14 protein-coding genes are annotated in these 14,029 nt (G+C 65.4%); 12 read left to right on the plus strand and 2 right to left on the minus strand.

Features of this window, described 5'->3' with window-relative positions:
* Window positions 1-190 precede the first annotated feature (190 nt).
* The 3 genes from AB3147_RS22385 (at window position 191) to AB3147_RS22395 (ending at window position 2,487) form a co-directional block, all read left to right on the plus strand.
* Window positions 191-973: an amino acid ABC transporter substrate-binding protein gene (locus tag AB3147_RS22385; protein WP_105240302.1), complete on the plus strand. Its 783-nt coding sequence runs from the start codon at window positions 191-193 to the stop codon at window positions 971-973.
* Between the two features lie 84 nt (window positions 974-1,057).
* Window positions 1,058-1,738 carry an ABC transporter permease subunit gene (locus AB3147_RS22390; RefSeq protein WP_056327000.1) on the plus strand — a complete coding sequence of 227 codons (681 nt, stop codon included), beginning with the start codon at window positions 1,058-1,060 and terminating at the stop codon, window positions 1,736-1,738.
* Window positions 1,735-2,487: an amino acid ABC transporter ATP-binding protein gene (locus tag AB3147_RS22395; RefSeq protein WP_218343061.1), complete on the plus strand. Its 753-nt coding sequence runs from the start codon at window positions 1,735-1,737 to the stop codon at window positions 2,485-2,487. The genes AB3147_RS22390 and AB3147_RS22395 overlap by 4 nt, the downstream gene beginning before the upstream one ends.
* A gap of 91 nt (window positions 2,488-2,578) precedes the next feature.
* On the opposite strand, the gene AB3147_RS22400 is transcribed toward AB3147_RS22395, so the two are convergent.
* Window positions 2,579-3,247 carry a peptidoglycan DD-metalloendopeptidase family protein gene (locus AB3147_RS22400; protein ID WP_175124570.1) on the minus strand — a complete coding sequence of 223 codons (669 nt, stop codon included), beginning with the start codon at window positions 3,245-3,247 and terminating at the stop codon, window positions 2,579-2,581.
* Between the two features lie 198 nt (window positions 3,248-3,445).
* Here AB3147_RS22400 and AB3147_RS22405 point away from each other — a divergent pair, with 198 nt between their 5' ends.
* The 9 genes from AB3147_RS22405 to cyoD all read left to right on the plus strand — a co-directional run bounded on the left by AB3147_RS22405 (window position 3,446) and on the right by cyoD (window position 11,307).
* Window positions 3,446-3,871: a DUF2946 family protein gene (locus AB3147_RS22405; protein ID WP_175124449.1), complete on the plus strand. Its 426-nt coding sequence runs from the start codon at window positions 3,446-3,448 to the stop codon at window positions 3,869-3,871.
* 105 nt (window positions 3,872-3,976) lie between these two features.
* Window positions 3,977-4,612, plus strand: a complete 636-nt coding sequence (locus tag AB3147_RS22410; protein ID WP_367352990.1) for an SCO family protein — start codon at window positions 3,977-3,979, stop codon at window positions 4,610-4,612.
* Window positions 4,613-4,631: 19 nt separating this feature from the next.
* Window positions 4,632-5,120, plus strand: a complete 489-nt coding sequence (locus tag AB3147_RS22415) for a copper chaperone PCu(A)C (protein ID WP_367352991.1) — start codon at window positions 4,632-4,634, stop codon at window positions 5,118-5,120.
* A gap of 311 nt (window positions 5,121-5,431) precedes the next feature.
* Window positions 5,432-6,637, plus strand: a complete 1,206-nt coding sequence (locus AB3147_RS22420; protein ID WP_175124446.1) for an ATP-binding protein — start codon at window positions 5,432-5,434, stop codon at window positions 6,635-6,637.
* A gap of 5 nt (window positions 6,638-6,642) precedes the next feature.
* Window positions 6,643-7,194 (plus strand): response regulator transcription factor, encoded by a 552-nt coding sequence (locus AB3147_RS22425; RefSeq protein WP_056558235.1) that lies wholly within the window; start codon window positions 6,643-6,645, stop codon window positions 7,192-7,194.
* A gap of 257 nt (window positions 7,195-7,451) precedes the next feature.
* Window positions 7,452-8,360, plus strand: coding sequence for a ubiquinol oxidase subunit II (cyoA, locus tag AB3147_RS22430; RefSeq protein ID WP_175124445.1), 909 nt, complete (start codon window positions 7,452-7,454; stop codon window positions 8,358-8,360).
* 2 nt (window positions 8,361-8,362) lie between these two features.
* Window positions 8,363-10,339 (plus strand): cytochrome o ubiquinol oxidase subunit I, encoded by a 1,977-nt coding sequence (cyoB, locus tag AB3147_RS22435; RefSeq protein ID WP_175124444.1) that lies wholly within the window; start codon window positions 8,363-8,365, stop codon window positions 10,337-10,339.
* A gap of 3 nt (window positions 10,340-10,342) precedes the next feature.
* Window positions 10,343-10,957 (plus strand): cytochrome o ubiquinol oxidase subunit III, encoded by a 615-nt coding sequence (gene cyoC / locus AB3147_RS22440; RefSeq protein WP_056326361.1) that lies wholly within the window; start codon window positions 10,343-10,345, stop codon window positions 10,955-10,957.
* Complete coding sequence (gene cyoD / locus AB3147_RS22445; protein WP_175124443.1) at window positions 10,957-11,307, plus strand: cytochrome o ubiquinol oxidase subunit IV; 351 nt, start codon at window positions 10,957-10,959, stop codon at window positions 11,305-11,307. Before cyoC ends, cyoD begins: the two co-directional genes overlap by 1 nt.
* A gap of 200 nt (window positions 11,308-11,507) precedes the next feature.
* On the opposite strand, the gene AB3147_RS22450 is transcribed toward cyoD, so the two are convergent.
* Window positions 11,508-14,018, minus strand: a complete 2,511-nt coding sequence (locus tag AB3147_RS22450; RefSeq protein WP_367352992.1) for an ankyrin repeat domain-containing protein — start codon at window positions 14,016-14,018, stop codon at window positions 11,508-11,510.
* Between the last annotated feature and the right edge of the window lie 11 nt (window positions 14,019-14,029).

The raw sequence follows: 14,029 nt of genomic DNA on the forward strand, positions 1-14,029 counted from the left end.
CCGTCAACGTAACGCCAGAAGGATCCCGGACCGACTGCCCGGGCGTTCGGTAAAGCTATATGACTTGTAGCTATATTTTTACTATTCCATATGCTTTGTGGAAAAATAGGCCGGTTGTTAGAGTGCCGCTACGCCGGAGGGCATTGCAGGCCCACATGCTCTCCACAGTGATCATCCGTGGAGCATTGCCATGAAACTCTTCCGTACGCTGTTCATCGCCGGCCTCGTGCAGGTCGCCGCCCTGTCCGCCGCCCATGCCCAGTCCGAACTGGACCAGATCAAATCCGCGGGCGTCTTCAAGATCGGCACCGAAGGCACCTACGCGCCTTTCACCTTCCACGACGCATCGGGCAAGCTTACCGGCTTTGACGTGGACATTGGCCGCGCCATCGCCGAGCGCCTGGGCGTGAAGGCGCAATTCGTCGAAGGCAAGTGGGACGGCCTGATCGCCGGTCTGGACGCCAAGCGCTACGACGCCGTCATCAACCAGGTGGGCATCACGGATGCGCGCCGCGCCAAGTACGACTTCTCCGATCCCTACATCTCGTCCGCCGCCGTGCTGATCGTGCGCGACGACAACACCAGCATCAAATCCTTTGCAGACCTGAAGGGCAAGAAGTCCGCCAACACGCTGACCAGCAACTTCGGCAAGCTGGCGCAGAACCACGGCGCGGAAGTGGTCGCCGTGCAGGGCTTCAATGAAGCCATCGACCTCCTGACCTCGGGCCGCGTCGAAGCCACCGTCAATGACAACCTGTCGTTCCTGGACTTCAAGAAGCAGAAGCCCAACGCCCGCGTGAAGATTGCGGCCACCGACAAGACGGCGGAGTTCAGCAATTCGGGCGTCCTGATCCGCAAGAACAACCCCGAGCTGCAGGCCGCCATCAACAAGGCGCTGGCCGACATCAAGGCTGACGGCACGTACAAGACGATCTCGGTCAAGTACTTCGGCACGGACCTGTCCGCGCAATAAACCACTGGAGCGCCCATGACGCTGCCCCCCTGGCTGCACGCCGTCCTGCCCGACTGGCTGCTGGCAAAAATAGGCGAATGGTCGGTGCCGGCCTGGGTGCAGCTGATGGCGGACTCGTTCTGGCCGCTGCTGCACGCGGGGTTGGTCTTCACGGTTCCGCTGACGTTGATGTCGTTTGCGCTGGGGCTGGCGCTGGCGTTCGTGGTGGCGCTGATCCGGCTGTTCGGGCCCGCGCCGCTGGTAGCGGTGGTGCGCTTCTACGTCTGGCTCATCCGCGGCACGCCGCTGCTGGTGCAGCTGTTCGTGATCTTCTATGGCCTGCCCAGCGTGGGCATCGTGCTGGACCCGCTGCCCGCGGCGCTGATCGGCTTCACGCTGAACGTCGGCGCGTACAACTCCGAAGTGATCCGCGGCGCGATCGAATCGATCACCAAGGGGCAGTGGGAAGCAGCCTATTCGCTCAGCATGACGCGCGGCCAGGCCTTGCGCCGCACGATCCTGCCGCAGGCGGCCCGCGTGGCCGTGCCGCCGCTGTCCAATTCGTTCATCGCGCTGGTCAAGGACACGTCGCTCGCGGCGGTGCTGACGGTGCCGGAAATCTTCCAGGCCGCGCAGCGCATCGCGGCCGTCACGTATGAGCCGCTGATTCTCTATACGGAAGCGGCGCTGATCTACCTGGCGTTCAGTTCGGTCCTGTCCGCCGCGCAAGTGCGGCTGGAACGGCGCTTTGGCCAGCATGCGATGTTTAGCGAGAAGACCCGATGATCCGCCTTGAAAAAATCGAAAAGTCCTTCGGCGGCAATCCCGTGCTCAAGCAGGTGGATGTCCAGATCGACGAAGGCAGCGTCACGGCATTGATCGGCCCGTCGGGCAGCGGCAAGAGCACGCTGCTGCGCTGCGTGAACCTGCTGGAAGTGCCGGATCGCGGGCGGCTGGAGATCGGTCCGGAAACGGTCGACTTTGAACCCGGCCGCAAGCTGGCGCGCGAACAGGTCCAGGCGGTGCGCAAGCAGACCGGCATGGTGTTCCAGAACTTTCAGCTTTTTCCGCATCAGACCGTGATCGGCAATGTGATGGAAGGGTTGGTGACGGTACAGAAGTGGCCCGCCGACCGTGCACGCGCGCGGGCGGAGGAATTGCTGCGCAAGGTGGGGATGCTGGAGAAGGCGGAAGCCTGGCCGGCGAATCTGTCCGGCGGCCAGCAGCAGCGCGTGGCGATCGCCCGCGCGCTGGCGCCGGCGCCGCGGGTTCTGCTGTGCGACGAGCCGACCTCGGCGCTGGATCCGGGATTGGCGGCGGAAGTGGTGGATGTGCTGCGTCAGTTGGCCGCGGAAGGCATGACGATGCTGATGGCCACGCATGATCTGCGGCTGGCGGCCAGCGTGTCGCGGGAAGTGGTGTTTCTGCTGGATGGCGTGGTGGTGGAGGCCGGGGATTCGCGGTCGGTGTTCACGAATCCGAGTGATTCACGCACGGCGGCGTTTGTATCGACGCTGACGCAGGAAGCGCCGTAGATCCGGGTGTCTGACACCCGATGAAAGAACTCGGTGTCAGACACCCGCCGCAAGTTGGAGACTGTTTTACTTGGCGCAAAGCCGCCGTCTGCTACTTCGGCGGCAGGGATCCCGCCGGGTCGACCGCCTGACCGTCATAGCGCAGTTCGAAATACAGCCCGACCTGCTTGCTGTCGCTGTTGCCCATCTCGGCGATCTTCTGGCCCTGCGACACGCGTTGCCCTTCCTTGACCAGCAGCTTGCTGTTGTGCGCGTAGATGCTGAGGAAGCTGGCGTTGTGCTTGACGATGACCAGATGCCCGTAGCCGCGCAAGCCGCTGCCCGAATACGCCACCGTGCCGGGCGCGGCGGACACGACGGGCGTGCCGGCGGAATTGCTGATGACGATGCCGTTTGAATGGGAACCGTCGTAGCCGCGCGTGACCTTGCCCTGCGCGGGCCAGACCAGCGAGATCGCGCCCGGCGGCGCCGTGCGCCGCTTGCCGGATGACGCGGTGGCGCGCGGCGCGGGTTTGGGTTTGGTGCTGGCCTTGCTGGGCGGCGAGGTGCGCGCCTGGCCGGCGGGCGGCTCGACCCGCAGGACCTGGCCGACTTCGATCGAATTGGAGTTCGACAGCTTGTTCCACCGGACCAGGTTGCTGACTGTCGTACCTTCCTTGCGCGCAATCTGGTACAGCGTGTCGCCCGACTGGACCCGGTAATAGCCCGGCTGGACCTTGGTCGTGCCGCAGGCGGTCAGCAATACCAGCAGCGCCGCCATCAGCGCGCCCAGCCATAGACGGGAATATGAGCCCGCGCGTCCCGGCCCGGCGGACGGGTCGGCATTGGACAAACTGGCGGCGGACAAAGTCGAAACGGACAAGGAAAGCTCTGAAACCTGGGGCACGGGGTCGCGTGTCGGAAAGAAGTGCGTTCAAGGGTACCAAGAAATCGGGAACGCTTGGCATAGAATGCCTGCATGCCTTCGTCGACCCGCCTCCTGTGCATGCTGCGCGCCCTGCGCGCCGACGCCGTGCTTTGGCTGGCGATCCTGGCATTGGCGCTGCGGGCGCTGGTTCCCGCTGGCTACATGCCGGACGCCCGGGCGCTGCACGATGGCCGGCTCGAGGTCACATTCTGCTCGGCGGCGGGCAACGTGTCGTCATTCAGCGTGGCGCTGCCGGCCGATGACGGCGGCAAGGCCCCGCACGACAACGCGAACACCGGCGCGCAATGTCCCTTCGGCCTGCTTGTCCACGTCACGCCCGCCACCGCGCCGGCCATGACGCCGCTGCTGCTGACGGCCGCCGGACACCCTGTCTTCCCTCCTGCGCATCGCGCCCTGCCCGCGCAGCCCGCCCACGGTCCGCCGCTGGGTTCGCGCGCGCCGCCGCCGCTGGCATGACTTCGTCCAGGATCGTCCACGCCCCTTACTAATTAGTAAGGCGCTGCGGACGGCACTTGCCGCGCGGCCAGACCGCGTGGCCGACTCGTCAATCCAGAGGTTTCAATGAATTCCCTTTTTTCGCGCACGCCCGCCAGCGTGACGCGCGCCGCCCCCACACCGGGCGTGCCCGACCCGCGTCGCCGTCTGCTGCTGTCGACACTGGCGCTGCTGCCGCTGGCGGGCTGCGGTCCCGACGCCCCGCCGCTGCACGGCATGGACCTGTCCGGCATGACCACCGGCGATTTCCAGTTGCAGGACACCGACGGCAAAACCCGCACCCTGGCCGACTACCGCGGGCATCCGGTCATGTTGTTCTTCGGCTTCACCCAATGCCCGGACATCTGCCCGACGGCGCTGACCCGCGCCGTCGAGATCAAGACGCTGCTGGGCAAGGATGCCGACAAGCTGCGCGTTCTCTTCATTACCGTGGATCCCGAGCGCGACACGCCTGAGATCCTGCGCGCCTACACCCAGGCCTTCGATCCCGGCTTCGTCGGTCTGCGCGGCACGGCGGAACAGACCCGCGCCGCCGCCCAGGCCTTCAAGGTGTTCTACCAGAAGGTCCCGACCGGCTCGTCCTACACCATGGACCACACCGCGCTGACGTACCTCATCGACGCCGAAGGCAAGCTGCGCGTGGCGCTGCGCCATCAGCAGAGCGCGCAGGAATGCGCGCAAGACCTGCGCACCGTGCTCTGACCCAATAAAGGAAACCCTCATGAAGAAGCTTTCGATCAAACCGCTGGCCGCCGTCTTCGCGTTGGCCCTGGCCGCATTCAGCCATGTTGCGCTGGCGCAGGACGCCGGCCTGTCCGTGCAGGACGCCTGGGTGCGCGCGACCGTGCCCAACCAGCACGCGACCGGCGTGTTCATGCAACTGACGTCCAAGGAAGCCGGCCGGCTGGTCGGCGTGGAATCGCAGGCGGCCAAGCACGTGGAAGTGCACGAGATGGCGATGCAGGACAACGTCATGAAGATGCGCCAGGTGGCCGGCATCGACCTGCCCGCCGGCCAGGCGGTGGACCTGAAACCCGGCGGCTACCACGTCATGCTGATCGACCTGGCCAAGCAGATCGTGCCGGGCGATCACGTCGCGCTGACGCTGATCGTGGAAGACGCGGCCCTTCAGCAGCGGCGCGTACCGATCGACGCAGTGGCCCGGCCGCTGAATGCGACCGCCGCGCCAGCGGCCGGTCACGGCCACTGATGACGGGCGGCAGGCGCTCATCGCGCGCCTGCCGCGTGGCGGGTCGCACCGCGATCTCGCCATTTGAACGCCTATCGTTGGCGCTCCATGCTCGCATGTTCACCTATCGGCGGCCACATATCAGGGACACATCGCCCCGCCGCCGCGACAGCGCCGCCCTCCGATTCACCATACAATGCCTGCACGTCCGAATCCCGCGCCTTCCGGCCCGGGCAGCAGCCGGCCACCGCCGCCGCGCTCCGGATGCCAGCGTTCCGCGCAGCCGGGCGCCCGTAACTGCCGGCAGGCTGGCCGGCCCTCTGTATCTGGATATGCCCGGTAGTTCCGCCTTTTCCTTCCTGCGTACCCTCTGCAGCCTGCGCTGGCTCGCCATCGCGGGCCAGGCCGCCACCGTCCTCGTCGCCAGCAGCGTGCTGGGCCTGGATCTGCCGCTGGAACCGCTGTGGCTGGGCGTGGGCATGCTGATCGGCTTCAACGTCTACGCCAGCCTGCGCCTGCGCCATCCGCGCGACCTTTCCCACGCCACCGCCTTCGGCCACCTCTTCATCGACATGGCGGTGCTGGCCTGGATGGTGGGCTGGAGCGGCGGCATCAGCAACCCGTTCGGCACGATGTTCCTGATCCTGACCGCCCTGGCCGCGCTGGCGCTGCCTCGCAACTGGGCGCTGGCCGCCGCGCTGGCCGGCGTGCTGGGCTATGGCGCCGCCGCCATCTTCGGGCAGCCCCTGCGCGGCGACGTCGACCCCCACACCCTGCTGCTATGGGGTCTGGGCGCCAATTTCCTGATTTCGGTCGTGGTGGTGCTGGTGTTCTCGACCCGCCTGGCCGCCGACATGCGCGCCCGCGAGCGCGAGCTGGCCCGCCTGCGCGAACGCTTCACGCGCAACGAAGGCATCGTCGCCCTGGCCACCCACGCCGCCGCGATGGCGCACGAGCTGAACACGCCGCTCGCCACGATGACGCTCCTGACCGACGAGATCGCCGCCGAGGTCCAGGACGACGAAGACCTGCGGGAAGACGTCACCACCCTCAGCCAGCTTCTGGCCCTGTGCCGGGAACGCATCCGCAATCTGGCGGTCCCAACCGCCGTGGATCTGGTTCGCGTCGTGGGGCAATGGCGTTTGATCCGGCCGACCATCGACCTGCAACGCTCGGGCACGCTGCCCACCAGCCTGCGCGTCGATCCCGCCATCGCCCACCTCTTGCAGGCGTTGCTGAACAACGCCGCGGACGCGGGGGAATCCGCCGACGCGCCCCGCGTGGACCTGCATCTGGAATACGGTTACGGCGCCCTGCGCGGCGAAGTCCGGGACTACGGACGGGGTTTCGATCCCGACCATGCCGTGCTGCCGGCGACCAGCCTGTTCAACAGCGGCAAGCCGGGAGGACTGGGCGTGGGCCTGGCCCTGTCGCACGCCACCGTGGAACAGATGGGCGGCGAAATGACCATGACCGCGGCCGAAGGCGGCGGCACCCGCATCCGCTTTTATTTGCCTCTCGGCAACCCCGGGACCTGAATGTGATGAATGCAAACGATCTTGGCCTGCTGATCGACGACGACGAACTCTACGTGCGCACCCTGCAGCGCAGCCTGTCGCGCCGCGGCCTGGAAACCCGAACCGCCACCGGAATCGCCGAGGCCCTGCGCGTGGCCGAGGAAATCCGTCCGGCCTTTGCCCTGGTCGACCTGCGCCTGGGCGAAGATTCCGGCCTGACCCTGATCCGCCCGCTGCGCGCGCTGCGCGAAGACATGCGCATCCTGCTCGTCACCGGCTACGCCAGCGTGGCGACCGCCGTCGAAGCCATCAAGCGCGGCGCCGACGACTATCTGCCCAAGCCGGCGACGGCGCCCATGATCCTGCGCACGCTGGGTCTGGTGAAGCCAGAAACGGTTACGATCGAAACGACCATGACGCCGTTGCACCGCCTAGAATGGGAGCACATTCACCAGGCCCTGCACGAGACGGGCGGCAACGTTTCCGCCGCGGCGCGCCTCCTGGGCATGCACCGTCGCTCGCTGCAACGCAAGCTGGCGAAAAAACCGGGGCCGGAACGCGAGGTGCTTCCGGAATGAGTTGTGCGGGGCGACACATCTTTACAACACCCCCATGTGCACGTGCGACATATCGTCGCACCCCCTCCCTCCCCTCGGGGCTTCTGCTCCCCTAGGAAAACCCTGAATCCGCCGCCATTGGGCCGGATTTCTCCCAGGCAATGCGACCTTTCGTCGCAGGCTTGACCCAGATCAAACCGATAGGATGGACGTTGCTGCCTAGCAGCATTCCAGTCTGCTGCTTTGCAGCATTTCCCACCTTCCATCCAAGGCTGTACGTGAAACACCCCCTCCTTGCGACCCTTACGCGCATATTTGGCGTCGGCGCGGTCATGCTGCTTGGCGGCTGCAACATGGAAATCCTCTCCCCCAAGGGAGATATCGGCATCCAGGAAAAGACGTTGCTGCTGACAGCGACCGGGCTCATGCTCATCGTCGTGATCCCGGTCCTCATCATGATCGTGGCGTTTGCCTGGAAGTACCGCGCTTCCAACACCAAAGCTGACTACCAGCCCAAGTGGGCCCACTCCACGGCAATCGAAGCCGTCGTCTGGACCGTCCCTTGTATCATCGTGGCGATTCTTGCCGTGATCACCTGGCGCTCCACGCACGCGCTGGATCCCTACAAGCCGCTCGTGTCCGAACACAAGCCGGTGACCATCGAGGTGGTTTCACTGGATTGGAAGTGGCTCTTCATCTACCCCGAGTACGACATCGCCACGGTCAACGAGATCGCGTTCCCCGTGGACGTTCCGGTCAACTTCCGGATCACGTCGGCATCGGTCATGAACTCGTTCTTCATTCCCCAGCTCGGCAGCCAGATCTATTCGATGGCCGGCATGGAGACCAAGCTGCACCTGAACGCGCGCGAAATCGGCACCTACGCCGGCATTTCGGCCAACTACAGCGGCGGCGGTTTCTCGGGCATGCGCTTCAAGGCGCACGCCATGTCGCAGGAAGGGTTCGACAACTGGATCAAGGAAGCGAAGGCTGCTCCCACCGCCCTGACCCCCGAGGTCTATGCGGAACTGACCAAGCGCAGCGAGCGCAACCCGGTCGTGAAGTATTCGTCGGCGCCGCCCGCCATGTTTGATTTCATTCTGGGCAGCACGATGACCAAGATGGCCGGCGTGGACTCCGCCACGTGCACCTCCACGTCGAATAATCTGATCGCAGGAATCAACTAACAATGCTCGGGAAACTTACCCTCGAGGCCATTCCGTACCATGACCCCATCGTCATGGTTACGCTGGCCGCCGTGTGCCTGGGAGGCCTAGCGGTCTTCGGCGCCATCACCTACTTCAAGAAGTGGAAGTACCTCTGGACGGAGTGGCTCACCACCGTCGACCACAAGCGCATCGGCGTGATGTACATCATCGTTGCGCTGATCATGCTGCTGCGCGGCTTTGCCGACGCCATCATGATGCGTACGCAGCTTGCCGTCGCGTCCGCGGACTCGGCCGGCTTCCTGCCGCCGCACCACTACGACCAGATCTTCACCGCCCACGGCGTCATCATGATTTTCTTCATGGCGATGCCCTTCATCACCGGGCTGATGAACATCGTCGTGCCGCTGCAGATCGGCGCCCGCGACGTGGCGTACCCGTTCCTGAACTCGCTGAGCTTCTGGCTGTTCGCCGCCGGCGTCGTGCTGATGATGCTGTCGCTGTTCGTGGGCGAATTCGCCGCGACCGGCTGGCTCGCGTATCCGCCGTTGTCCGGGCTGGACTACAGTCCAAGCGTGGGGGTGGATTACTACCTCTGGGCACTGCAGATATCAGGGCTGGGGACAACACTTAGCGGCATCAACTTCATCGTCACCATCCTGCGCATGCGTGCGCCTGGCATGACCCTGATGAAGATGCCGATCTTCACGTGGACCTCGCTGGTCACCAACGTCCTGATCGTCGCCGCCTTCCCCGTGCTGGCCGCGACCCTGGCGCTGCTGACGATGGACCGCTACCTGGGCACGCACTTCTTCACGAACGACGGTGGCGGCAACGTCATGATGTACGTGAACCTGATCTGGATCTGGGGCCACCCCGAGGTCTACATCCTGGTGCTGCCGGCCTTCGGCGTGTATTCGGAAATCGTTGCCACGTTCGCCCGCAAGACCCTGTTCGGCTACAAGTCCATGGTTTACGCCACGGCCGCCATCGGCGTGCTGTCGTTCCTGGTCTGGCTGCACCACTTCTTCACCATGGGTGCGGGGGCCAACGTCAATGCCTTCTTCGGCATAGCGACAATGATCATCTCGATCCCGACCGGGGCCAAGATCTTCAACTGGCTGTTCACCATCTACCGCGGCCGCCTGCGCATCACGACGCCGGTGCTGTGGACGCTGGGCTTCATGATCGTGTTCGTCATCGGCGGCATGACCGGCGTGATGCTGGCCATCCCCGGCGTGTCGTTCATCCTGCACAACAGCCTGTTCCTGATCGCGCACTTCCACAACACCATCATCGGTGGCGTGGTGTTCGGCTGCATCGCCGGCATGGTCTACTGGTTCCCGAAGGCGTTCGGCTTCACGCTGAACGAGCGTCTGGGCCGTTACTCGTTCTACTGCTGGTTCGTCGGCTTCTTCCTGGCCTTCATGCCCCTGTACGTCCTGGGCTTCAAGGGCATGACGCGTCGCCTGAACCACTACGACAACCCCGAATGGCAGCCGTACCTGCTGGTCGCGCTGGCTGGCGCCGCGCTGATCATGCTGGGCATCTTCTTCCTGCTGCAGCAAGTGTTCGTCTCCGTGCGTCAGCGCAAGCAGAACCAGGACGTCACCGGCGATCCGTGGGATGGCCGCACGCTGGAATGGTCGATCTCGTCGCCCGCGCCTTTCTACAACTTCGCCCACGTTCCTCACGTTGATGAACTGGACCAGTTCTGGGAAGACAAGCAGAGCGGCAAGGCGTACAAGCGCCCGGCCAAGTACGAAGACATCCACATGCCGAAGAACACCGCCGCTGGTGTCTGGATTGGCGCCTTTGGTCTGGTCATGTGCTTTGCGCTGATCTGGCACATCTGGTGGCTGTCGATCGTCGGTTTCGTGGGCATGATCGGTTCGTTCATCGTTCGCGCCTATGACCGCGACGTCGACTACTGGGTCCCGGCCGCGGAAGTCGAACGCATCGAAAACGCTCACTTTGACAAAATGCAGAAGGCCGCCTGAGCCATGATTCAAGCCGTAGCCACTCACCCCCACGCGGGTCACGACGATCACGCGCATCACGACGATGGATCCAAGACCGTTTTCGGTTTCTGGGTCTATCTGATGAGCGACTTGCTGATCTTTTCGGTGCTGTTTGCCACGTTCGCGGTGTTGTCCAACGCCACCGCGGGCGGTCCGTCCGGCAAGGAACTGTTCGACCTGAACTTCGTCCTGGTCGAAACGCTGTTGCTCCTGGTGTCCAGCTTCACCTTCGGCATGGCCAACCTGAACGTGCACGCCAACAACAAGAGCCGTGCCATGGGCTGGTTGATGGTCACGTTCCTGTTCGGCGCGGGCTTCATCGCGATGGAAATCTATGAATTCCATCACCTGATCAGCATCGGCGCCGGTCCGGGCCGCAGCGCCTACCTGTCCGCGTTCTTCACGCTGATCGGTACGCACGGCCTGCACGTGACCTTTGGCCTGATCTGGATCATCGTCATGCTCGACATGATCCGCCGTCATGGCCTGGACTCGATCAACAAGCGTCGTCTGGCGTGCCTGAGCCTGTTCTGGCACTTCCTGGACATCGTCTGGATCTGCGTCTTCACCTTTGTCTACCTTCTGGGAGCCCTCTGATGTCGCACTCCGCTGCGGCCGCACACGGCCACGACGATCACGCCGCCGATCACGGCAGTCTGAAGTCCTACATCATCGGTTTCGTGCTCTCGCTGCTGCTCACCTTCGGCTCGTTCGGCCTGGTGATGCACGGCGCGCTGTCCCACACCGCCACGATCATCGGCGTGGTGGCGCTGTGCATTCTCCAGCTGCTGGTTCAGCTGGTGTACTTCCTGCACATGGGCGCATCGAAGTCGTCCCGCGACAACCTGGCCACGTTTGTCTTCACCGTGCTGATCATCTTCATCATCGTCGGTGGTTCGGCCTGGGTGCTGTACAACATGAACGTCAACATGGGCCACGCCATGTAATGACCGCTTGCCGTTCAGGCATGCAAAAACGGGCGCCTTCGGGCGCCTGTTTTTTTTTGGGGTGGGATTGCGCGGAAGGCGCTGGGGCGTCGCGGGCAGCCAGCTGGCCACAGCCGCTGCGCAGCGCGCGCCGGATCAGCGCGGCGGCTCAGCGCGGCGGATCAGCGCGGCGGATCAGCGCGGCGGATCAGCATGTCGATTCAGCGCGGCGGCGCCGGCAGGTCCACCTCGGCGCGCCGTGCCAGCTCGGTTGCCGTCACGCCCTCGAAGGGCTGCACGCGCGATGTCTGGTTCAGATCGCATCCAGCCGGGCCAGCGGTTGCATCGAGCACCTGCTTGACCGCACGTCCGCCCATCGGGCTGACCGGGCCGTTGTTGCCGAGCTGCCAGGCCAGCACGTCCGCCACCGCCATGCCGCACCGGGCCGGCGTCTTTGGCGCGCCGCCGTGTTCGAGCAGCAATTGAACCTTGTTGTCCATGCCCAAGTTCAGCATGGTCACCAGCGGCAGCGCGTCCGCCGCCGCGACGCCCTCGAGCCGCATGTCGGAATCGCTCCGGTCGGTCGGGTCCGCACCCGCCTTCAGCCAAGCCTCGTACAAATCGTCGGGCAGCCACGGCAGGCTGAGCGGCGCGATCCGGTTGCGCAGCGGTCCCGCCGTGTCGGCCGGCGCCGCCAGCGGCACGCCTGCGGCCACCAGCCGGTCCGCGATGGCGCGCAGCCGCGCGCGCTGGCCGTCCCACGCCGCGCTGTTGCCGTCAGCCGCCGCGCGTTGCTCCACCTGATTCCACATCGACAGCAGACTGGACAACGGCTCCGTCGAAAGCGGCGCTTGCGGCGGGCGAGCAGCCTGCACCAGCTGATCGATGAGGCCAGGCTGCAGGTAGCGGACCGCCAGCGACAGGCCTTCATTCATCCCGTTACGGTCGGGCGCGTCCTTGCTGGCGCCGTAGCCGCCCACCGCGGGATCGGCGCCGTGGGCCAGCACGTATGTCACGCGCTCAGGCACGGCATAGGTCGCCGACGGGGTCAGGTCGCCGCCCGGCGATTCCCGCAGGGCCTCGAGCAAGGGCGTTTCCCACATGGGACTGTTGCCGTAATACATGCGGGTGTAGGCGGCATTGATGTCCGCCCCCCGCGCCAGTAGTTTCTCGGCAAACCAGAAATTCTTCGGCGTTTGCAGCGCGGCATGCAGCAGCGAGCGCCCGTTCTTTTCGCGCGCGTTCGGATTGGCGCCCTTCTCCAGCAGGTAGACCAGGTTTTCCTTGCTGTCGCTGTAGTACGAAATCCGGCGCATCAGCAGCGGCGTGCCGTTCGAGTCCAGCGCATCCACCGGCGCGCCCGCGGCGATCAGGATGTCGGCCAGCGCGTAGCGCTCTGCGGCCGGGCGGGTGTCCTTGGCGTCCGGCAACGCGCTGGCGACCAGCGAGAACCCGTTGTCGGGGCCGTCCGCCTTGGCGCCCGCGTCCAGCAGCACGCGCACCATCTCAAGCTGCTTGCGCGACACGGCCACCGACAGTGCGGACCTGCCGTATTCGTTCACGCCGTTCGGATCCTGTCCGCCCGCAAGCTGGGCGCGCACCGCGTCCAGATCGTTCGCCTGGATCGCCTGGAAGATCGCCAGGCGCGGACGGCAGACCTGCGCATCCAGTGCCGAGGCCTCCAGCGCCGCGCCGATGCGGGACGCGATGTTGGCCGGAATGGCTTCCTTGGCGGCAAGGCGCTTTGCGCAATACAGCCGGTAGTCCTCGCGCGCCAGCGCTTCGTAATAGGCCCGCTCCTCGCGCGATTTCTCGCGCTGTTTCCAGCGGGCGTCGGCGCGGTTAAGGTAGGCGGCGGTGCGCGACGGATCGCGCCGCAGCACGTCGGTCAGGATGCGTTCCGCCTGCGCCGTGTCGCCCGACTCGGCCAGCCAGAAGCCGTAGTCGTTCAAGGCGGTCAGCATCTCGGCGTCCTTGCCGTCCGGATCGATCTCGCGATAATCCTGCGCCATGACGAAGCGGCGCAGGTCGGCCAGCGCACGGTTGAACTCGGCGGTCTTGGCGCGCGGAATGGCGCGCGCCACCTGATGCAACGTGCGGAACGTGGCCGTCACGTCCGGCGCCGTCTGGTGCTCGAAACGCACCTGCGCGGGAAAGGGGTCCAGCCGCGTGGGATAGTCGCGCAGCGCCGCCTGCAATGTCGCCAGGGCCTGCGCGCGGCGCGCCTCGTCCCACGGGCGGCTGCTCGTGACCACCGCTAGCTGCGTGTCGGCGTTGACCGACGCGGCCTCACCTTTGTCGTCCACCAGAAAACCCGTGGCCTTGCCGGCGCCGGCGCCGCGATCGGCATAACCGATCCAGTAGAAGGCCTCGCCCGCGCGCGGGGACCGGACCGCCACGTTGTCCTCGCGCGACGCCTTCCAGCCTTCGGGGTCGATCACCAGCGGCTGCGAGCGGAAATCCAGCTTGAAGGTCTTGGCCCCCTCGCGCACGTACCGGTACAGGTACAGCCGGTTTTCCATCTGACCAACAAGCACGGCGTCCTTGACGTTCTCGGTGCCCCACACCCGGCGCTCCGGCTCGCGCAGCGGATAACGGGAAAGCCGGATCGAATCAATGACAGCGCCGACGTCAAAGGCCAGGGCCGGCGGCGGCGATGCGGCCATGCCGGCCAGCGCCAGCGCGACAGCGCCGAACAGACGGGTGACAGCGGGACGGAAACGGCGCGGCATGTTTTGGGGTG

It is taken from the genome of Achromobacter animicus (assembly GCF_040775605.1).
In the GTDB taxonomy this organism is placed as follows: Bacteria; Pseudomonadota; Gammaproteobacteria; order Burkholderiales; family Burkholderiaceae_B; genus Achromobacter; species Achromobacter animicus.